Origin of the sequence: Mesorhizobium sp. M7A.F.Ca.US.010.02.1.1 (assembly GCF_004023085.1) — a bacterium.
Lineage (GTDB): Bacteria > Pseudomonadota > Alphaproteobacteria > Rhizobiales > Rhizobiaceae > Mesorhizobium.
Window position 1 is genome coordinate 53,035 of the sequence record NZ_RZRV01000027.1, and the last position, 21,137, is coordinate 74,171.

Here is a 21,137-nt window from a genome sequence, read left to right on the forward strand (position 1 = left end):
CATGTTGGAGCTTTATGGAACCGAGCTTTCGTCGCGCCTGCTTCTCGGCACGGCTCAGTATCCTTCGCCGGCCATCCTTGCCGATGCAGTCAAGGCATCGGGCACGTCGGTGGTGACCGTCTCGTTGCGGCGTGAGATGGCGGGCGGTAGGGCCGGCGAACAATTCTGGTCGTTGATCCGCTCGCTGGGCGCCAGAACCCTGCCCAATACCGCCGGCTGCCTCTCCGTCAAGGAAGCCGTCACCACCGCGAAAATGGCGCGCGAGGTCTTCGGCACCAACTGGATCAAGCTCGAAGTGATCGGCAATCACGACACGCTACAGCCGGATGTGTTCGGTCTGGTTGAAGCCGCCCGCATCCTGTGCGAGGACGGCTTTGCGGTATTCCCCTATACCACCGACGATCTCGTTGTCGCCGAGCGGCTGCTGGAAGCGGGCTGCAAGGTCCTGATGCCGTGGTGCGCACCGATCGGTTCCGCCTTGGGACCGGTCAACATGACGGCGCTGCGCTCGATGCGCGGATATTTCCCTGGCGTCCCGCTGATTGTGGATGCGGGGCTCGGACGGCCGTCGCACGCGGCCACCGTCATGGAACTCGGCTTTGACGCCGTGCTCCTGAACACAGCGGTCGCCAAGGCGGCAGATCCGGTCGGCATGGCGCGTGCTTTCGGTAAGGCGGTCGACGCCGGTCGTGAGGCGTTCAGTTCGGGAATGCTCGAACCGCGCGACGTCGCCGTGCCATCGACACCGATGGTCGGCAGGGCCGTTTTTTCATGAAGCTCGATCCCTTCTACCTGATCGTCGACAGCGCCGCCTGGATCGAAAGGTTGGCGCCGCTCGGCGTCAAGCTGATTCAGCTTCGCATCAAAACCATGGATGAAACCGGGCTGCGCGCGGAGATCCGCAAGTCGAAGGCCTGGTGTGTCCAACACAAAAGCCAGCTCATCATCAATGATTATTGGCGCCTGGCAATCGAGGAAGGCTGCGATTTCGTGCATCTGGGCCAGGAGGATTTGCAAACGGCCGACCTCTCGAGGATACGGGCAGCGGGCGTCAGGCTCGGATTGAGCACGCATGATCATGTCGAGCTGGAAACGGCCATGTTTGCCGAGCCCGACTATGTCGCGCTCGGTCCGATCTATCCCACCACTTTGAAGAAAATGAAGTGGGCACCGCAAGGGCTAGAGCGGATCAGCGAGTGGAAGCGGCGGGTGGCGCCGATCCCATTGGTCGCCATCGGCGGCCTCAACCCCGACCGCCTCGACGGCGTCTTTGAGGCCGGCGCCAACAGCGCCGCAGTGGTCACGGACATCACGTTGAGCTTCGACCCCGAAGCGCGCACGCGAGAATGGATCGAAAAGACGGACCGATGGCGATGAGACGAGAACCGCATGTGCTTGTCGTTGGCGGATCAGATTCCAGCGGGGGTGCTGGAATAGCACGCGACATCGAGACGATCTCTGCCGTTGGCGTGCGCACCTGTCTCGCCGTCACAGCGCTAACGGTGCAAACGCACGACGCCGTGATCGAAATCCATCATTCGCCACCCAGCATGGTGGCCAATCAGATGTGTGCCGCGCTACAGGCCAACGACGTAGCCACAATCAAGATCGGCATGCTGGCGACTGCCAAGATCATTGTTGCCGTTGCCGCAGTGCTGCGCAAATTTCCGCAAGTGCCGGCAGTACTCGACCCTGTGCTGGCCTCCACCTCAGGCCGCGCACTTCTGGAAGCAGGCGCTATCGCTGCCATGAAGCGCGATTTGATGCCGCTTTGCTGCATTGTCACGCCCAACCTTCCTGAACTGGCGCTCCTTACTGGTTCCGAACCGGCTTCGGATGAGGACGGTGCGCTCCAACAAGGACAAAGACTGCAGGCCGTCGGCCCTCAGGCCCTGCTGATCAAGGGTGGGCACGCGTCGGGTCCCCGATCGGCCGATATTCTGTTACGCTCCGATCATGAACCCATCCACTTCGACACGCCGCGCCTTGCTATATCGATGCGCGGAACAGGTTGCATGCTGGCCAGCGCGATTGCGGCGCATCTGGCGAAGGCGAAGTCGCTCGAAGATAGCGTGCGCGAAGGCAAGCTGTTTGTGTTCGAGAAGCTTCAGAAATGCCGGCTGAATAATCACAACGTTCTGCGTCCAGCCAAGCAGACCCATTTTCCAGAATTTTTCCAGTAGCGAGACTGGAGGGCTACTGCTTCTCTATGCCATCCTTACAACGCGTTGAGTTCCACTGTGCCGTCCAGAATTATCTGTCGTTGTCCAGAATTAAGCCGGGCTTAGAACTGAAACGAACCCGCCGAAAGGTACGAGCGGCCCTCACTCGATAAGGGTTACCAAACCTATTCCTGTGGGCTACCAATCCGCGTGGTGGGTGGCCTTAGGTTACCAATCAGTGTGGCGTCCGGAATTATCTGCCTCTCTCCGGAATTAAGCCGAGATTAGAAGATCGGTGCGGTATTGCGCCCGGTCAAACCGTGTCGATTTGCGGCGTAGCCGACGTGTCTCACGCTTGGCGGCGTCGCACGCTGGTCCCGATTGTCGCCCGAATATCTGCCTACCGGCGACAGTGAATGCGCCAAGCTAGACCTTCGTCGATAGGGCGGCTCCGGTTTACCAATCCTGTCGTCCTAGGTTGACCAATCCGTTGTCGACCGTGAGCGGGTTTACCAATAAGGGCGGCTATATTCTGCGCAAACCCAATCACCTGATGCCAATCCAGAATTAATCGTCATTAAGGGCATTGGTAAACTCAGTCTGAAACCCCACCCTTAGCCAGAAAACTCTCCTGTTTTCAATCGCATAGCCCGCCCGCCAGCAACCGATAATTCGGGACCGGTAAACCCGTGAAAGGCCCAATAATTCCGGACGTCACACCAGTCTGCCCTTTTATGCGACTTTTCGAGCACAGACCGGGAACATCTGACCGTTTCCATTCATCGCCCAAGGCCGGTTTAGCGCTGGAAAAGCCAAAGTGCGGGAGTAAGAATGGCCGCAACGGGGCCGGAAGCCGTCGGTCAGCTTTCGGGGAGTGATCCCGGTAAGTTCGCAACTCATTCGCTTCTTTTCTGCAGTCCCCGCCATTACGAGTTGGCGGTGTCGGTCGCCGAGGGGATCAACGCCATTACTGCGGCTAGTTCGGCCCTCCGGACGAGGAATGGCATGCGCGTCGTCCCATAGTGCTTGGCAAGATGGAAGCGGTGCATGCCTCCTACGATGTGAACTTGGCCTTGGTACTCGCCGAGCAAAGGCGGTGTGACACCGCGGCCATGCAGCCATCGGTAGGCGATCCCACAGCTCTTGCTCTTGTAACGTTGATGCCAAGGACCCTTGTCCCTGCTGGCGGCGTAGGTAAGCCTGCCGCCAACGTCAGTGACATCAGCGTCGATAAGAATGAAATCCGTCGAAGCGTGGTCGCTGGGATCATCGCCGTCGAACGCGAGATAGAAGTTTGCAGGATCGCAGTCCCATATCGCAGTCAGTGCAACCGGAATGTTCTTTCTTCCTTTGCACCAGATGTCGACCTTGCGTTTCTCCTGAGCGCGGGCGACCTCGAAGGCTTCGTCTAGTTTTCCTTCCGCGACATCCATGGCTGTGATGACGTTCAAGCCAAGGGCCGTCAGACGGTTGATCTCGTCCACGTTCGCCATGCCTTCTCCTCTGGCAGCAGATTATTATCCACCGTTGGAAGATGCGGCGGCAATCCAAGCCTGAGGCACGAGGGCCTGTCCACGCCATTCCTCAATCAACTTGACTCCGGGAAGCTTGCCCCAGACGTCCTCATCTGCATGATCCAGCACGATGATCTGGAGGCGACCTTTCGCGGCCATGACCTCAGCGCCTAGGAGCGCAAAGACCTTCCTGACGGCGACCACGTCCTGATCCCTCCACGCGATGAGGTCGGGGCCCTCGTCGCCCGCCGCCCGCTTAGGAAAATAGACTTGGCTAGGTTGGTCGAAGATCAGCTGACCAGGGACTGGGTGATGAGGTTCGGCCAGGAAGTAGTGCTGCAGCGCAAGCATTAGTGCGACGTGATACGCGAGCCAATTGGCGCCGCTGCCAATCTCCCACAGGTAGTCCTCACGCGTTCCCCTAGTCACCTTGACGGTCAGGTCTTCAATCAACAGCCTAATCGGGGCCTCGGGCCACTCCGCGTCAAGCTGCGGAATCAGCCGATTGGCATGATGGGAGACTTGGTGCAACGCGTTGAATAGCTTGCGCTGGATGTCGGCCTCGGAGATCGTCTTTTGCAGCGTTGCAATATCGGCCTGCAGCGAGGTGAGTTCCTGCCGCAAATCCGACGACTGGTCGGCGCGGTCGTAGACGTGCAACGCCTGCTCCAATCGACCGAGGAAGCGCTCAAGCCTATCGAAGCGATTGGCCTCGTCTCGGGCGACGTCAGAGTCCCGTTCCAGCACCGCTATCTCGCTACGGACATCGTTCAACTCAGATAGGACCGCTTCAGCGGCGCCGCGCTGGCGCAGGATTTCCTTGTCAAGCGTGTTAGACATCGCAGGGTGGGTCCGCAGTCGGATCTCCAGACCGCCGAGGTTGTCGCAAAGGGCCAAGACCTTCTCGCGGCCGCCGTCCCCGAGTGCGACCAACGGATCGGCGAACTCGTCGGCCAAGTCCCTCAGCCACGTGGAAAGGTCCAAGCGGTCACGTTGGATGCGCATGGCGTCGCCGTACGCCTCGCTGCTCTCCACCAGACGGCGCAGTTCGTTCAGGCGCTGACGATGCTCGGTAAGTCGCGCGGCGATTTCAGTTTCCGACGCACGAAGGGTTTCCAGACGCGTCAGCACCACATCGATGCCGGCCAGGCTTGGTCGAGCAAGACTTGAGTTGCTGTTCGACACGCGCCGAAGCAGGTCAACAACGTCACTCCAGTCCTTCGGCACTTCAGTGGAGGAATCGACTAGGCCAAGTTCGACTGCCTGACGCAGCCACGCCTCCGCCTCCGCCCGCCAAGCGCCAGTTGCCGACACGATCGCGCGTAGCTCAGCCTCCTTCCGGCGGAGGTTGCGCTGGAGCCGATCGATCTCAAACCGCGCCTGGAGAATCTTTGCCGTGACCGCGCCCAGAACGTACGGGAAGATGGTCTTTAGCTTCTCCCGGTGTTCCGTCGTATCGGCCTTGAAAAACATCACGTCGGGATTGGCGATCACGTTCTGAGGTTGGAACGTGAAGGCCATGAGGTCGCGGAAGCTTGGCCTTTGCTTGAATCCATTCTCTGTACCTGGTTCGAAGTCGAGGTCAGTCAGTCCTGCCAGGCGGTTCATCGCGCGCTTGACCGTGTCGACATTGGTGGTCTTGTCGGTGATCGTCTCCGGAATTTCGACCTGTGCGCCCTCCAGCAGCACCATGTCGCCTGTGCTCTGTTGGTCCCCCGGTTCGCGTCGCGCCAAGAGCTTTTCGCCCTCCAGCGTCTCGATCAGAATGCCGAACCAGCTGCAGTTCTCGCGGATTACGCCCACCGGAATCGCGCATTTCTCCGAGCCCAGACAGTAATCAACAATAGGGATAACGGCGGACTTCCCGGTCTTCGACGCGCCGCTGATGACGTTGACGACACCGGGCTCGAACTTGACGACCCGCGGCGCTGCACCATTGCGGGGCCAAAGGATCAGTTTTCGAAGCTGGAAATACATCTAGAACTCCACCCGTAACAGGTTGGCCACCTGCGCGGTCCCCAGGTTCGAAAACCAGAAACCCAATTTCTCCGAGGCAGGTCCGAGGTGCTTGACGCGCTCTGGAAGGACGAGCCTCCTCGGTTTCGGTTCTGGTACGTTTGCTCTTAAAGTAGCATCCTTGTAATCCACGGACAGCAGCCGCCCGCTCACACCGACAGCGGCCGATTGCAATGTCAGAGTACGCAGCAGCAGCGCTCGCTCGTGGACGGCGAGGAGTTGTTCCCGTTCCTTCCCGAGCTTGGCCGCGAAGAGCGCCAGTCCAGAGGGTCGGTTTGTCGAAGTCACGATTTCGAGCGTTGCGCGATGCAGGACGATTGGCAGCACGAGAAACGCCAAGGCGAACGGCGCTGGACGTTCGTCCTCAGCCTGGAAACCTTGGCCAAATTGCCACAATGCGAAAGCCCCAAGTCCTGGATTCTGGACAAGGGCGAGGTCGCTGAGCGGTAGGTGCGATCGGCCAGCCTCAATCAAGTCGCTGGCTCCAAAAGAGTCTGGTAGTCGGGATGCCAGCCGAGGCGCAGGCCGTGGGCAAGGGCGTTGAATGATCCGTGGACGAAATGACCGGGGACGACTCGACCATCGAGTGGAGGCTGCAACTGCGCGCAGCGCCTGTAAACTATTCTACCACGAACCGTTGCGGGGTGTCCGGCCTGTATGTCGTGCACCTCTGCACTGACGTGCTCATAGCGACCGACAAGATCATCGTCCCAGTCACTTAGGTTCTTCTCAAAGATTAGCCCGCTTTCGCCCCAGATCGAGATGTCGGCGAGCGTCCTAAGGTAATCGCTAACAGCCCGGACGCACGCTTCGTCTCCCACCTCGATCAGCTCGAGTTGGCGGACGAAGGCGGGACGGTCGGCGATCAATTGTTCGATGGCCTCGACAGGCGGTTGCTTGGTGAAAGACGACAGCAGCCCTGGAAGGTTGTTCTTCTGAACAAATGCTCTTTGCTCGGCCTGAAACGCGTCCACGTCCAAGATGGCGGGCTTGCCAGCTCTAATCAGCCTGTCCGCCGCCTCCTTCGCAGCGCCGATCGCGCGTTCGCACACTAGGTCGATGATGAGCGGAGAGACCGTCGGCTTGAAGATCGCGCGTATCGGATCGACGGGATCTGCATCGACGCTGATAACGGCGAGATTCTTGACCAAGGCGGCGCAATGAGCCGCATCAGCGTTCAGGAAAGCTTGGACGTCGGCGTCGCATGCCGGTGCAGCTTTCAGCTTGCTGTGGGCTTTGGCGAGGTTAGCGACCAGCGCCTCCACGTCGGCATCTGTTTTCGCGTCGTTCAGCGCGATCGCGAAGGCACCCGCCTTCACCGGTGTGACATATAGCCGGAAATGGCTGGTCGCCGGGTCGATCTCTCCCGCCGCCATGAAGCTGAGCCAGTTGGCCAGAGACTTCCACAGGTCCGCAGCCCAGTCGGATATCGGATTTTGCTTCAGTGCGCTCTTGCTTTGCTCAAGAACGACTTCGCCGCCGACCAGGTGAACCGCCACATCGTCTAAATGTTCAAGAGAGACCAAGGCGCCGCTAGGCGCGTTGAGCAGGTGAAAGCAAAGGCGTACAGGTTGAAGCGCATAGCCGAGGTATTGGCCAGCGGCGCTGTGTTTTCCCGTTTGCGTCTTCGCGTTCATTGCCCATCCCGTTCTCCCGAGTCGCACCGGAAGAAGCCAGTAACGATATTGGTATAGTTCGCCGTTGTTTACAATTGGCGCCCCGGCGATAGGACGGCTAGGCGCGATACAATTGCTGTTTAGGGCCAGCTCTCGAAGTCCAGATTCGGCAGGACAATGAATTTGCAGGACGTCCATTATGGGCACATCGGGGCCGTCTATGGCTCGGGCGATATGTCCGCTTTTGGACGAACGCGAAGTTTGCCGGAACGTCTGACTTTGGGCGCATACTTGCCGTCAAATTCGGCGTCCTTCACTGGTTCGTTCACGTATTCCGGAGAAAATTACTGTGCGAGTTGATGGATCCTCGTTCCCGGTACGACAGCCTCAGCTATTTCACATAGATGCTTATGGTGCGTCAGGTAGATGACCTGACCTGTGTTTGCCATCGCTCCGAACAGCCTGAAAACCTCCTCCGAGCGAATATGGTCGAACGTCTCCATGATGTCGTCGGCGACGAATGGGACCGAGGGCCGAAATTGCGCGAACTCGTAATAACCGGCGAGTCTTAGGGCAAGGTACAGCTGAAATCGTGCACCCTTTGAAAGCGCTTCGGTGACCTTGGATTGCCCGTCACCCTGCACAGCAATGAGAACCTCACCACCTCTTACAGGCTGGGTTGTCAGCCCCGAATACTGGCCACGCGTCATTAGCTTGAACGCGTCTGATGCGCGCGCCATCATGCCGGAGCGATGGCTCTCACGGTAGATCCGCAAAGCATTGCCAGCCGACATGATGCCAAGCTTCAGCTCTATGTAGCGAACGGCCTTCTCCTCGATTTCCAGCAGGGTTGTGCGCCGTTCAGCATCCAGGCGTGCAACCGCACTATCACCGCCGATGGCGTCCAGCTTGTCGGCCGCGCGCGTCTGCCGGATCAGCTGTTGCTGGATGGTTTCATCGAACAGGCGAAGCCGCTGCTCACCCTCAGCCTTCTCGACCGCGAGGCCGTCGAAATCGATCGCGTCCAGGATCGAGCGGGCCTGCTCGAATCCGTCGACCGCGAGCTCCGCCACTATCCGTTCCTCAAGTTCGGCGACGGTGGTGCGCAAGCCATCGCGCTCACGCAACAGCTCATCGCGTTCGACTACCTCGGGCAGAGTGGCGACACCAAAGACGCCCAGCACCTCGTTCTTGCGGCGTTCGTGTGCCAAAATCTCAGTGTCGAGGATGTCGCGCGCCTCCTTGAGGCGCTTCAGGTCGTTGCCGAGGCTTGCCTTCGTTTCACGTGTCCGCTCGGCACGCTCTAGGCGCTCGGCAAGGCGGATGGCCAACTGCTCCGGGTCGGTATCCTTCGTCGGCTCGTCGGCTTCAACCGCAACGGCGATGACCTCGACCAGAAAATTGGCCCTGTCGGCCTCCATCTTGTCGATACGCAGCTGCAGGTCGTCCCGTTCCTGCAGGCTTCTTGAAAGTTCGGCCAATTGATCGAGCACAGTGCCGACGCCGGATGCGGAGAGCCCGCTTTCGAGCCAAGTTCCCTTGAGTGCTTCGGTAATGCCGGCCAGCCATTCCTCCTCGCGACGCTCCGCCACACCTACTGCAACCCGTCGTGCCGCTAGATCCTCTTCTTTGGAGCTCACCATTCTGAGCGCCTCGGCATACTCGGCGTCCACCTTGCGCTGCCGATCCAGAAACGGCTCCGCGATGGCCATGATTGCTTCGAGGGTGTCGTTGGACTCTGATACAATGCCGACGCTTCCCAGCACTGCTCTCATTTCCAAGCGTATCTGCTCGCCGGCGTCAGCGGCTCGCTCGGCCTTCAAGCGAGCAAGTTCGATCTGCTCCCAGGCAGCGAGCGCATCGCTGCGCGCCTCGATCTGATCCTCGATCCTTTCGATCAGGCGCTCAGACGAAGGTTCCACGGCGTCTCCGAGCAGGTCCCTGGCGGCCGCGCGGATTTCCAACAATTGGGTATCCACATCCTTGCCGAGCTGTGTGCGTTGGATGCCGTTGCGTGACAGGTTGGCCGCGGCCTCGGCCAGCTCGCGCGTAGTTGCCCGGATCTCAGCCAGATCCGCCGCGCCGGCCAGCCGGCCTGCGCTGGCAATGTCATCGCGCGCCAATGCCACGGCGAAGTCGTCAGCGGTGTCACCGGTCAGCGCTGCGCGGTGCGTTGCCCACGCATCATCGCGAACTCGGCGGATGGCGGTAGCCGCTTCATCGTCGACAATGTCGCCCGAGGCACGAAGGGCATCCAATCGTGCGGCGAGCATGGCATGGTTGCCCTCGTATTCAGCAAGGCGTTCGGCAAGTACGGCGGTGTTCCTTGCCAGTTCTGACGCTACCGTCTTCCAGGCGGCAATCTGCCCGGCGCTCGGAACCGCGACGTTGGCGAGAGCGAGGGCATCTCCGTTCCATGGACGCAAGCGCGCGAGCGCCGCCTTCCATCGGATTGTTCCCGCATCTTCCGCCTCGCGAGCCGTCCTAATCTCTGCCTGGTGTCCGCTTGCTCGCGCTTTCGACAAAGCCGAGCCCAGCCTTGCCCTGGCAGGTTCGGGCACCGCCCTTTCCTCGCCGACCCGCTGCCTTGCCACCTGCAGCGCATCGAGTGCCGCCGCGGCTTCGTCGCGAGCGGCACGCATCCCGGTAGCAATCCCGGACCTCTGCTCGACCATGGCGCGAACGACGCCAACGGTGACGGCAGGCAGAAGCAGCGCGCCAGGATCCGCCTCGGAAGATCGGCCCAAGGCGGCAAGGCAGCTCGCCACGCTGTTGTTGAGGATTTGCAGCTCCATCCTGCGAGTGGGCAAGTCAAAGCCAGCCGCGGTATGGCGCACCTTGCTCTCCGCCAGCCCGCGAATGCGTTCGGAAATCGACAGGATCGGTTCGTCCTCGTCGACCGCAGTGACTTTTTCCGCCAGGCGCTCGGTCTCGTCGATGTTTGCGGACAGCCGCGTTCTGAGGCTGGCATCGTCATCGATCAGTTCGGTGACACTTCCCGTCGATGTCCGGGCTGGGGAGGCGATGTCCGGCAGCTGATCCAGCCGGGCAATCTTGCGCCGGATATCCGCCAGCATCGGCGCAGCACGCACGTAACGAGCAAAGGTATCCAGCCTGGCCACCAGCACCGCCCGATCGCTGATGGTTCGGCCGTACTGCTGCGCTGCATCGAGACGTTCGGCCTCCAGGCCCTCGTAGGTTGATGCAAGGGTGTCGATCGCATCCCTGCGCGACTTTACGTCAACAAGGCGCTTCTTCAACAGCGCCAGTTCGGTTCCATGCGCCTGCTTCCGATACAGAGCGTCTGCTTCGGCCTCGAGGGCGTTCAACGTATCACTTGCGTTCCCAAGACCGGCGCTGGCCGTGAACAGAAGCTTGCCGAGGTCGCCCCGCGACTCCAGGATAGATTTTCCGCCGGCTTCCAACGTCTCGTCATCGAGTGAGAACATCGTCGTGTAGGCGTCGCGCGACAGACCGGCGAGATGCGCCGTGATCGCCACCTCGCTTACCGGTTGGCCCGTCGCATTCAATAGCGAATTACTGCGCTGTTTCGTACGCGTGAACGTGTGTTCGGAGCCGGCCAGTTCCAGCACCCCGCCGATGCGCATGGCACTGTACTCGTGCAGGAAGTTGTAGCGGCTCCGTTCCTCGATGCCGAACAGCAAGTCTAGATAGGCCGAAAGCGCAGTCGATTTGCCGGCCTCATTCAGGCCAAACACGATATGCAGATCAGGTCCGGATTCCGGTTTGGGTCCGAAGTCGATCGAACGATCGGTGAACTTTCCATAACGAATGAGGTCAAGGCGCCGCAACCTCATGACGATCCACCGGCCTTAAGGCGGGCAGTCACCAAGTCCGCGCCCTTGGAAAGCACCTGATCGAGGAACTGTTCCAGCCCGGCTTCGTCCGTCCCAGCAAAATCCCGCCCGTCGGCCGGAAGGTCGGCGACCATCTTTTGGACGAACGCCCTCGCCTCAGCGCGGAAGGCCTCCGAGGTGGCATCGGCACGCATTGATTGCTCGAGTTCGAAAATCGGATCAGCAATATCCTCGGCGGTCTCCGTCCGAGGCGGCGCGAGGTCAAGCTCGAGCTTCTCCACCCACGTATGGCCTAGCTGTTCCGCAGCCTGTTCGGCTTCGGCAAGAAGGAGGTCCCTGTCGCGGATCAGCGCCCACATCAGTGGTGACGTTCCTGTCAGGCCAATGCGAGCCACAGCATGACGCGATCGGACGGTTGCCCGCATCTCTTCGAGTGCGAAGCGAACACGCGCGACGGCCTCGGGCCACTCCACCGCTCCGGTAAGGTCGACGCTCACCCGTTCGAACTGCGCAACGCTGGTCAGCCGTTCCTCGATCTCCACCGAACGGTCGTGGCGCACCGTCACCAGGGTGACTGATTTCTCACCGGCCTCGTTGATATCCCTCCCCTGCGGTATTCCCGGCATCACCACGGCACTGGCGCCAGGATGGACTTGGCGAGCATGGATGTGGCCGAGGGCCCAATAGTCGAAACCGTGGGCGTGCAAGTCAGCGATGCTGCAGGGCGCGTAAACGTCGTGACCTGGCGATCCAGCCAGACTGGTATGCATGATGCCTATGTTGACGGCCCCTTCACGAGCCGCCGGATATTTGGTTAACAGGCTGTCCGGCGCCTTAGGGTTCGCAAAGCTCAAACCATGGAATACGACGTCCAGACCGCCGGCTGTCTGCAATACCGACTGAGCACGACCACCAAAGATGGTAACGGTGTCGGGAAATACCAGCTGTTTGGAAATCCGCGACAGGGCGTCATGATTACCGCGGATCTTGAAAACCATGATGCCGGCCTGGTGCAGGCGTGTCATCTGCGCGCCCAAGAACCGCGCTGTCTTCATTGAAGTCTGGTCGCCATCGTATAGGTCGCCAGCAATGACCAACGCGGCCACACGTTCCTCAAGGCAGAGATCCACTATCGAAACGAATGCCTGGCGGCTGGCGTCGCCCACCAGCCCGGCAAGATCGGGATTTCGCATCGCCAGCGAACGAAGCGGCGAGTCGAGATGAATATCGGCCGTGTGTACGAATCGAAATGCCATTCGGCCTCCGCCAGCAAAAGAGGTGTTCCGAGCTTCGACAGAAATTGCAACGAGGGCGCTGCAGCGCCCCGTTACACTTCAGCTAATTTCTCGCTCGCGGATTCGCCGGCCACCAACAAGCCGTCTTGGGACCGTAACACTCCTTTGGCAACCAAATCGGCGACCCCAGCTGAAATCAGCTGCCTTAATTGTGCGCTTGTGGCTTTGAAGCCCAGCATCCTGGCAACGCCTGTGGCGATTTCTTCCTCTGTCGCACCGAGGTTGGATTTCACGACTTCCATAGCGCCTTGGGCGACCTCGTCCTGCGCAATCATTTCGGGCTTGCGCAATCCAGCGGACACGACCCCACTGCGATCCCTGAGACGAACAGGAACACCTGGCTTGAAGCAGAAGTTGCCTCGACGGGCTACTGAACCACCTCTCTGTGCTATGCTTACCCCCCGCTCGATTGCATCCTGAATCCTGCCACCGGCCCGCTGCAGACCCCAGGCGTCCCGAATACGCGAAACTATTTCGTCGACATGGATTGGCGTTTCTGTAGCCACGACCTGCTCGACCAGTCCGGCCATGATTCCGCTGGGCGTCTCGTGGAGTTCGAACGATCCCGGTCGCTTTAGTTCGGCCTCTTCGTAGGCTCGATTGGGTGTCTCGGATCCGTTTGTGCTTTCGAGACCGATTTCCGTCACGTTGCCTCGGTCGACCGTAACAACCTGCACGGCTACAGCTCGATTTCTCTGGACCCCCAATTCGGCCCGCTCATCGAGTTCTTTTCTGGCGGCCTCAATCGCTAGTATGGTTCGCTCCAGCTGCTCACGAGGCCGTTGGAACCAGTCAGCGCTCCAGATGCGATGGATGATCCAACCATGGTCTTCCAGAACCGACTGCCGAAGCCGGTCTCGATCTCTGGCCGAGCGAGATGAGTGATATTCTGCGCCATCGCATTCGATGCCAAGAATATAGCGGCCTGGCCTCTCTGGATCCGCAACTGCGAGGTCGATGAAGAAGCCGGCAATGCCCACTTGAGCATGAACCTGATAACCCATTTCGATCAGCGCGTTGGCTACCTGTTCTACAAAGATTGAATCCATTTCGCGAACCGTGACTTGGGCAAGCGAAATTCGCCCTGTTCTCGCGTAGTGCAAGAAGAGCTTGAAGGCGAAGATGCCTTTCCCTTTGCCACGCTCCAGGTCGATGTCCTCGTCTGTGATGGACGCGAATACTTCGCAGCTGCGCTTGGCGCGGCTTATGAGGACGTTGAGCCGACGCTCGCCGCCTTCCGCGCCAAGAGGGCCGAAACGCATGGCCATGTATCCCTGGGCATTCTTGGCATACCCCACCGAGATCATGATCACGTCGCGCTCATCGCCTTGAACATTTTCGAGGTTCTTGACGAAGAATGGCTCGCTTGGATGAGCGTGAAAGAATTCCTCGGTGTCGGGATTTAGTCGCCGCAGCGCTTCGAGTTCATCCTGGATCGCGCGGCGTTGGCTAACCGAAAATGTTGCAACGCCTAGAGTCTCTTGCGGGTTCACCTTCGCATGACGGATGATCGCCTCCGCTACTGCTCTCGCCTCTACCGGATTGGTTCCTGTGCCGCCGGAATCGAAGACCCCCTCCGGCACATGATGAAACCGCAACCCCATACCTGCCTCTTGGGTATAAGGGCTTGGCACGATGAAAAGCCGGTTCTCGTAGAACTGGCTGTTCGATACTGCGATTAGAGATTGGTGACGGCTACGGTAGTGCCAGCGCAGCATACGCTGCGGCAAGCCGCGGGCCGTGAACAGGCCGAGGATGCTTTCAATGTCGGCGACCTGCGCGCCCTCACCCTCGTCATCTTCAGACTGCGAGCCTGTCATCTTCGCGAAGAATGTCGTGGGTGGCAGTTGGCGTTCGTCGCCAACGACGACCACCTGACTGGCCCTGGCGACCGAGCCAAGTGCGTCCACGGGCTGGATCTGAGACGCCTCGTCCATCACGAGCAGATCGAAGGACATCCGGCCGGGCGACAGGAATTGCGCCACCGAAAGCGGGCTCATCATGAACACTGGCTTCAGCGCCTGGATGGCAGGGCCTGCCTTCTGCATCAATTGCCGGATGGGCATGTGGCCTCGTCTGCGCGCCATCTCAGAACGAAGCAGTCCGACAGGTCCAGCTCCGCCGTCTCTTGAAGGAATTTTCCGGTGATGAGCCGTTACAACTTCGATGGCGCCGGCCTTGATGCGCTGGCGGTCCAGATCTGCGAAGTCACGTACAGCCCTGGAATGCAGTTCCCCGTCGAACCTTGCCAGCTCCGGCTCATCGGTCGCCATCGCCAGAAACATTCGTTCGTAGTAGGCCATATCAAAAACTGATCGAGCCGATCCTGTTGTAATCTGGCCGTTGGCTAGGCCGTCTATCAACTGTCCCAGTCCAGCCTTTCGGGCCGTTTCGGATCGCTCTTCATAGGCAACCCATTTCGAGAGCTGCTCCTGATGATCGAGCCAACCCTGCAGCCGAGAAACGACCTCGCCTATCGCGACGTCCGGAAAATCGACTACTCCAAACAAGGAGGGAGCATCGGCTTTCAAATCCCCTGTAAGCGCCTTCAATTCCCGCGCTGCCGCTTGGGCCGCTTCACGTGCTGAACGTGCCGAGTTTGCGATCTCGATTCTTTCAGGCAACCGCGCAGCCAGATGTCGGATCGAGCCATTTTCTTTCAGCCAAAGCTCGGCTTGCGTGAGAGCGGCCCAATCGGATCCTCGACCGTGCCACGACGAGCCGAATACGAACTTGCCAAGGCTCTCTCCCGCATCGATCCCTTGAGCAAGTGCTTGTAGTCTGCCTAGTCGGCGCAGTAGCTCCACCCGCTCAGTGATTAGATCCGGAACGTCAGTCAGAACCTGTCGTGACGCATCATCGGCTTGAGCTACAGTGCTCGCCTTCGCTTCCATCAGTTGCAGCGAGGCCCGCTCGGCGGAAGCCACGTCGCCTAGCATGGATGACGCGAGGTGCCCGAGATCGTTCCAGAAACCTTCGATAATTGGCCGACCGATTTCGATAACCTTGCGAACGCGCGCTGCACGCGCACCGGCCTCGGAGCGTTCCGCCATCCGGCCGGCGATAATCCGAGGTTCGGGGCCTAGCCCTCGTAGAGTCCGCATCCACTCCACTAGCGCGAGCAGTGGCGCGGAAGCCGATCGCTCCCCACGCCAATCTGCCCCGAAGGCGGAACGGCCAAAAGCGTCGCCTTCGCGGACTCTTGCTGCGGCAGCCTGACCCTTCATCAAAAGGTCGAGGAGACCAACTATCTGCGTCGCAGGCGCGCTAGGGTCGACCACAATAGTCCGCGCAAGTGCTGTGGCGCGACGGTAGTCGCCGTTCAATGCTTTCAATATTCCCGTGTGTGTGGCGAGCGCCTGCCGCGCCGCGGCCACCTCGGTGCTCCACGCCGCGTCAACAACCTTGCCCTGAAGGTCGGCTCTGGCAGCCTCAAGCGTCGCTACGCTGTCGGCAAGGTCGCCTGCCTGCTCAAGTCCGGAGTCCCAAACGGTGGCTGCGAAGGCCTCCGGACTTGCGTCAGGTGCTGCCGCTACTCGCTCGCCGGTCACGGCCAGCCTGAGCAAGCCTGCCAACGTGTCTGGCAATATCGCCGATCCGAGTTCCTGATTCAGGCGCTCAGCTTCTTCCCTCAAGCGTGGGAGCAGAATGGTGAGCTGTCGCGCACGATGGAAACCATCTTTCGGAAATTCCGAGGGAAGCTTTGCAAGCTCTGTCTCGAGACCTTCAATTGGCGTGTCGATAGCCGTTGCCGCCAACTGCTCCGAAAGTTCCTCGGACTTGCGGGCGAAATCCGTTCCTGACCAGAGAAGCGATGAAATGTCTTTCGGACGCTCATCCCATACCGGCGAGACGAGCGCCTCGGCAGGAAGTCCAGGCGCGGACGCGAGAAGCTCAGCGCGATCTTCTATCTCGCCGCTGTCGCTGAGAATTTTCGGAGGCTCGGCCTTGATCCGCTCAGCGATACCGACCAGTTTGGCGTGCAGTGCCTTGGCTTGGTCCAGCAACGCCGCGATGCGTGGGACGAGCCTCTCAATGGTCGTTGGAAGAACGACATCCAGGCCAACTCCCCGCCACGGGTGGTGGATCGGCAAGCCGATCTCGTTGATCCGCTGAGAGACCTCATCGAGCAATTTGCGACGTTGCGAAACGCCGTCAGTTGTCCAGCTTGTGGCATCCGTAAGTTCGATGTCCACTGGTTTCTGACCGACCTGCCTTAGTCGGGTTAGCTGGCCGAGAACCTGATAAGGAGTGAGTTCGGACGCTCCGAACGCAACGTGCATTCGTGCAGCATGTGCGTTGAGTTTATCGCGAGCCTCCAGCAAGCGATCAGTTAGGGAAGAAGGAAGCTGGCCCCTGGGCGATCCGAGTTGCCAGGTTCGCCGCAGCTCCTCTAGCATCATGCGCTTGTTCGCCTTGTTACTATGCAGCTCAAGGCAGGCGTCCCCCACCCCAGCAGTGTCAAGCCGTCGCTTGACGACCTCCAGCGCTGCCATCTTTTCGGCCACGAACAGCACGGTCTTTCCGTCGGCAACGGCCGACCCAATAATGTTTGCGATCGTCTGCGATTTTCCTGTCCCAGGCGGACCTTGGATAACGAGGTCGCGACCTTTTCTGACGTCATGGATCGCCAGTGTCTGAGAACTGTCACTGTCGACGATATGCAACATTTCGGCGGGCGCAATGTGCGGATCAATCGCTATGTCGTCCGACATAAGCGGCTCGCGTGTTTCGAAACCATCTGAAAGAAGCGAGCGGATCTTCGGTTGTTCGATAATCTTTGCGCCATCGGGCCAGAGATCCGGATCCAGATCACGGTACATCAAGAACTTCGCAAACGAGAAGAAGCCGAGCACCATATCGTCGCGAAGCACCTCCCAACCCTCTTTGGTCGAAATTGCTTCGGCAACGGCATCGAGATAGGCCGAGACGTCGAAGTCATCTCCCACCTCAAAACGCGGCAGAGCGAGCTTGTGAATGCGGTCGAGATAGAGTTCCAAGGAGAGGTTTGCGGTAAGATCTTCCGGCCGGGCTCGTAGGCGGAATTTTTCTCCAGCGGCCCCTCGCTCAAGCCGAACCGGCACCAAAATGAGGGGGGCCTGACGGATGTTCTCTTTGTTGTTCGGGTCAATCCACTTCAGCATTCCAAGGGCCAGAAAGAGGATATTGACGCCCTGCTCTTCCTCGAGTGTGCGGGCATCATGGTAGAGATCAAGGAGCCGCCGCTGCAGCCCAGTTGGGGTCATACGCGTCTGCAGCTTGGTGTCCGAGTGCCGCGCGGATATCCCTCTGTTATCGACTCCATCGTCCTCTGGTTGGGCGAGAGCGACGGGGGAATAGTCGATCTCTTCGTCTGGAGGGCTGCTTTCATCCTGGCCCGCTTTCGGCCTATCGGGCTTGCCGGCCAGGAAGGTAAAAGCCTTTCCTTCGGTCACCAGCAATCGATAAATTTCGGACGACTTCTCATCGACGATATCGATCGTCTTCGCGCTCTTGGAAAACCGCGGCACATTCAAAAGTCGATTGCGGGCGGAAAGATCGAGCAACTCCATCCTGGCGCGCTCGAGTTTCTCCTTTAGAGGGAGATCGCTTTGGAAGACTGACTGTTTTACGTCCAAGACTTACATCCCCTTTGAAAGGAGAACCAGCTAGAGCCCGCGTAGAGCGTTCGCGCAAGAAAAAACAGCCGTGTTCAATTAGAAACGACTGCGATCACTTCTGGACACCGTCCAATATTGCGACGTGTGATATGGGTCAGAGCCTGCATTCTTGGCCCCCTTTGCCTAGTCGCTATCCGACGAGGATTCTCGCTCCCTGCCCCCGTATTTAGCCGCCTCCACAATGTCTTTTTCTGACACAGAGAGTCCGTTGCGGACCCGAATGGCTCCCGCACTTGGAACGCGGTCCAATTCAGATCCAGTCTTTGCCTTATCCTTCTGGGGCTTAACCTCCGGCGGCGGGTCTTTCGAAAATGTCATGCGTAGGTCCTACTCGTCCAAATCTAAATGCATCCGCCTGTGAGCCTCAAGCCGCTTTCCTGGTCATACAAAGAAAACGCCGCGCCCAATCAATCCACCGTCTCTCGTGGTTCCGCATTCTGATTGGCGCTTTAACATTCATCACTATTAGCGCCTGGCATTTAGTATCCTCCCTCTACTGGTTTTTTTAGCCGATAAGTAATAGATCGGGATTTCACTGCAGAAGTCCGGAGCCATGAAGTGACTGACGAAATCCAAAATACGGCCACCGCGCTGATGGAGCTTACCGCCGATATCGTTGCGGCTTATGTGAGCAAGAATTCAGTGCCGGTCTCCTCATTGCCGGACCTTATTGCCAGCATCAATTCGTCATTAGCGCGTATCGGCCAGCCGTCCGAACCGGAAAAACCCGACCAAGTTCCCGCGGTCAACCCCAAGCGCTCAGTCACTCCAGACTACATCGTCTGCCTCGAAGACGGCAAAAAGTTCAAGTCCCTCAAGAGACACTTGAACACGCATTTTGGACTGACGCCCGACGCCTATCGCCAAAAATGGGGCCTCTCCAACGATTACCCCATGGTCGCGCCTAACTATTCAGCCAATCGCTCCAGATTGGCAAAATCGATTGGCCTCGGTCGCACAGCAGCCGCGCCCAAGAAAGCAGCAGCCAAGAAGTCAAAGACGCGCTAGCAAAACATTTGGCAGCTTCGCAAAGGATCGAAAATTGAATCGCGATCGCTATTCCCATCGCCGCAGCTCGCGGCCAAGACGCGGCCGGGTTTCAATTATGCGCAAGCGTTTCTTTTCACATAAATCATTAGCCGCGATCCTGGTGATCACGCTAGCAGTGGGCGCTTATGTCACCTCCTACTTTACAGGGTGGGGCAACCAGATCGCGGGACCCAATACAGCAAGCGCACTCGGGTCAAAACCGAAGCCTATCGTCGGCGTAGCGTCCATCGTTGACGGGGACACGATCGAGATCCACGGACAGCGTATTCGTTTCAATGGCATCGACGCACCTGAAAGCAGCCAAAACTGCAGCGACGCAAGCGGGCAAGAATACCCATGCGGCCGCAAATCCGCAGAAGCACTGGACATCTTCCTCAGTCAATCCCGACCCATCCAGTGCAACTTTGTTTCGTGGGATCGTTACAACCGCTTCGTTGGTGATTGTCAGCGGGCGGACGGTGCTAGCATTGCGTCTTGGATGGTCGAACAGGGTTATGCCCTGGATTGGCCTCGATACAGCCATGGTAGTTACGCGTCACAACAGGCAGATGCCCAAAGGGCCAAGATTGGCATCTGGGTTGGCACTTTCACAGCCCCTTGGGATTGGCGAGCAACACATGCAGCCAACAATAAACCCGGTAATGACACATCCTACGGCCTTACAGGCCGTCGCCAAATAGCTCAGAGCTATTCGTGTCAACCGCGTCGCTATTGTAAGCAAATCTCCTCATGCGATGAGGCGCGCTGGTATCTCAATAACTGTAGCTGGGGACCCAAATTGGACCGGGACGGCGACGGAATTCCGTGCGAAGGCATTTGCTGACCAAGCCAATTCCTTAGCGCGCTTTCAGCAAGCCGGACTGGCCACCAGCGTTTCGGTGCATTTGCGCGAGTGCCAATAGAGCCTGGCAAAAGGGCTGGCTGACGTTTGTCTTGGAAAATTCCACCAGCTCGTTGAGCCCGGATGGGCTAGAAAACCGCAAGGCTTCGTAGCGACAGACAGGGATCTGCCGATTATCTCTGAAGCGTTTGTCGGGTCCGCCATTCTTATTGGGATGAGCCCAGGTATAGCTCACGATCTCAGCATCAGATGGAACTTTGCCGGTCTCAATAAAATTGCTGGGGGCAAATTGCGTCCTGAGGTCTCCATACCCAACGGCACCGTACTGGTTTCCGTCCTTCACCAAAATCATGTCTGGCATGAAATAAAGGATTTGCCGGCCGACGTGTATCGACGGTGGTGTGACATTGCTGCGAACAACCGTCGGCAAGGAAGCTTGGAGCGTCGTCGACTTTTTATCGACCAACATCGTGGCTCCCGCATTGCGCTTCCAAGTCGTCAGATCCTCTATCTTGCCACCAGCCGCGACATGCCAACTCGCCGCGCAGCGTGTGAGCGTGTCAAAGGCGGCGACAAGTCGCCCGTAGGCCGCCTCCGCGTCCTGCTCCAAATCATAGTAGAGCACGCTCACCCGGCGGTAGCTGTCCAACCAGTTGCCAATAAGCATGCCCGGCAAAAAGGCAGCAATACCGATCAGCGCCACCCCACCTCCCAGCATTGCGCCTGCGATCAATCCGGCGATCCCAAACAGCACGGCCAGGATGAGCGACATTCGCGTCTGCGATTGCCTCGCATTGATTTCATCAAGCACATTGGCAAATGTCTCATCACGCATCTCGATCACATCGGCGGACTCGATTTCTCTCATCACGACGCCACCGCTGACATATTCCACGGGTGAGGATGTTGGATGGGGCTTTGGCCCAGATGGGAATTCAGACAGTTGCAGCGTCTGCTTGGCGCTGCGCTTTCCCAAAGTGCCTCGGTAGTAGAGACCGCCGACGCCTGCATGAATATAATGCCCTCGTGGGCCAGTCCCGATACGAAGACCTTGCACGCCAACGGACGCGCCAACCCCGCCAGACGAGAAGTTAAAGCGGAAAGGTCCCGCACTAATCGATTTTCGAACGTAAAACCCCATCCCCGCAATCCCCCCCAAGCCCTG

Annotated in this window: 13 protein-coding genes; 5 read left to right on the forward strand and 8 right to left on the reverse strand. The window is 58.9% G+C overall.

Annotated features, from left to right (window positions below; all coding sequences use genetic code 11):
• The first annotated feature begins 1 nt into the window (after position 1).
• Genes EOA19_RS23780 through EOA19_RS23790 form a run of 3 tightly spaced genes read left to right on the forward strand, consistent with a single transcriptional unit; the run spans position 2 to position 2,183 of the window.
• A complete protein-coding gene (locus tag EOA19_RS23780) occupies positions 2-775 on the forward strand; it encodes a thiazole synthase (protein ID WP_024504259.1) in 774 nt (257 codons plus the stop codon).
• Positions 772-1,377 (forward strand): thiamine phosphate synthase, encoded by a 606-nt coding sequence (locus EOA19_RS23785; protein WP_063169416.1) that lies wholly within the window; start codon positions 772-774, stop codon positions 1,375-1,377. Before EOA19_RS23780 ends, EOA19_RS23785 begins: the two co-directional genes overlap by 4 nt.
• Positions 1,368-2,183, forward strand: a complete 816-nt coding sequence (locus EOA19_RS23790; protein ID WP_063169417.1) for a hydroxymethylpyrimidine/phosphomethylpyrimidine kinase — start codon at positions 1,368-1,370, stop codon at positions 2,181-2,183. Before EOA19_RS23785 ends, EOA19_RS23790 begins: the two co-directional genes overlap by 10 nt.
• A gap of 905 nt (positions 2,184-3,088) precedes the next feature.
• Here EOA19_RS23790 and EOA19_RS23795 read toward each other — a convergent pair.
• From EOA19_RS23795 to EOA19_RS23825, 7 genes are all read right to left on the reverse strand, one after another.
• Entirely contained in the window at positions 3,089-3,655 is a 567-nt protein-coding gene (locus tag EOA19_RS23795) for a hypothetical protein (RefSeq protein ID WP_063169418.1), read from the reverse strand.
• 24 nt (positions 3,656-3,679) lie between these two features.
• Entirely contained in the window at positions 3,680-5,653 is a 1,974-nt protein-coding gene (locus EOA19_RS23800; protein WP_063169419.1) for a DUF3732 domain-containing protein, read from the reverse strand.
• Entirely contained in the window at positions 5,654-6,166 is a 513-nt protein-coding gene (locus tag EOA19_RS23805; RefSeq protein ID WP_063169420.1) for a three component ABC system middle component, read from the reverse strand. It lies immediately after the preceding gene.
• Entirely contained in the window at positions 6,163-7,329 is a 1,167-nt protein-coding gene (locus EOA19_RS23810) for an ABC-three component system protein (protein ID WP_063169421.1), read from the reverse strand. Before EOA19_RS23810 ends, EOA19_RS23805 begins: the two co-directional genes overlap by 4 nt.
• Before the next feature lie 323 nt (positions 7,330-7,652).
• Positions 7,653-11,126 (reverse strand): AAA family ATPase, encoded by a 3,474-nt coding sequence (locus EOA19_RS23815; RefSeq protein WP_063169422.1) that lies wholly within the window; start codon positions 11,124-11,126, stop codon positions 7,653-7,655.
• Positions 11,123-12,382 carry a DNA repair exonuclease gene (locus EOA19_RS23820; protein ID WP_063169423.1) on the reverse strand — a complete coding sequence of 420 codons (1,260 nt, stop codon included), beginning with the start codon at positions 12,380-12,382 and terminating at the stop codon, positions 11,123-11,125. The genes EOA19_RS23815 and EOA19_RS23820 overlap by 4 nt, the downstream gene beginning before the upstream one ends.
• 71 nt (positions 12,383-12,453) lie before the next feature.
• Positions 12,454-18,039 (reverse strand): DUF3320 domain-containing protein, encoded by a 5,586-nt coding sequence (locus EOA19_RS23825; protein ID WP_063169424.1) that lies wholly within the window; start codon positions 18,037-18,039, stop codon positions 12,454-12,456.
• Positions 18,040-18,675: 636 nt separating this feature from the next.
• Between EOA19_RS23825 and EOA19_RS23830 the strand changes: the two genes are divergently transcribed.
• Both EOA19_RS23830 and EOA19_RS23835 read left to right on the forward strand, forming a co-directional pair.
• Entirely contained in the window at positions 18,676-19,089 is a 414-nt protein-coding gene (locus tag EOA19_RS23830) for a MucR family transcriptional regulator (RefSeq protein ID WP_082826711.1), read from the forward strand.
• A gap of 34 nt (positions 19,090-19,123) precedes the next feature.
• Positions 19,124-19,954: a thermonuclease family protein gene (locus EOA19_RS23835; protein WP_127224212.1), complete on the forward strand. Its 831-nt coding sequence runs from the start codon at positions 19,124-19,126 to the stop codon at positions 19,952-19,954.
• Between the two features lie 13 nt (positions 19,955-19,967).
• Here the strand turns inward: EOA19_RS23835 and EOA19_RS23840 are convergent, their stop codons facing one another.
• Positions 19,968-21,113, reverse strand: coding sequence for a DUF4236 domain-containing protein (locus EOA19_RS23840; protein WP_095770037.1), 1,146 nt, complete (start codon positions 21,111-21,113; stop codon positions 19,968-19,970).
• Positions 21,114-21,137: the final 24 nt, after the last annotated feature.

Bases quoted from the DNA above. Each gene is read 5' to 3' on its own strand.
- EOA19_RS23780 (WP_024504259.1), top strand. From the start codon at position 2: ATGTTGGAGCTTTATGGAACCGAGCTTTCGTCGCGCCTGCTTCTCGGC.
- EOA19_RS23785 (WP_063169416.1), top strand. From the start codon at position 772: ATGAAGCTCGATCCCTTCTACCTGATCGTCGACAGCGCCGCCTGGATC.
- EOA19_RS23790 (WP_063169417.1), top strand. From the start codon at position 1,368: ATGGCGATGAGACGAGAACCGCATGTGCTTGTCGTTGGCGGATCAGAT.
- EOA19_RS23795 (WP_063169418.1), bottom strand. From the start codon at position 3,655: ATGGCGAACGTGGACGAGATCAACCGTCTGACGGCCCTTGGCTTGAAC.
- EOA19_RS23800 (WP_063169419.1), bottom strand. From the start codon at position 5,653: ATGTATTTCCAGCTTCGAAAACTGATCCTTTGGCCCCGCAATGGTGCA.
- EOA19_RS23810 (WP_063169421.1), bottom strand. From the start codon at position 7,329: ATGAACGCGAAGACGCAAACGGGAAAACACAGCGCCGCTGGCCAATAC.
- EOA19_RS23815 (WP_063169422.1), bottom strand. From the start codon at position 11,126: ATGAGGTTGCGGCGCCTTGACCTCATTCGTTATGGAAAGTTCACCGAT.
- EOA19_RS23820 (WP_063169423.1), bottom strand. From the start codon at position 12,382: ATGGCATTTCGATTCGTACACACGGCCGATATTCATCTCGACTCGCCG.
- EOA19_RS23830 (WP_082826711.1), top strand. From the start codon at position 18,676: ATGGAGCTTACCGCCGATATCGTTGCGGCTTATGTGAGCAAGAATTCA.
- EOA19_RS23840 (WP_095770037.1), bottom strand. From the start codon at position 21,113: ATGGGGTTTTACGTTCGAAAATCGATTAGTGCGGGACCTTTCCGCTTT.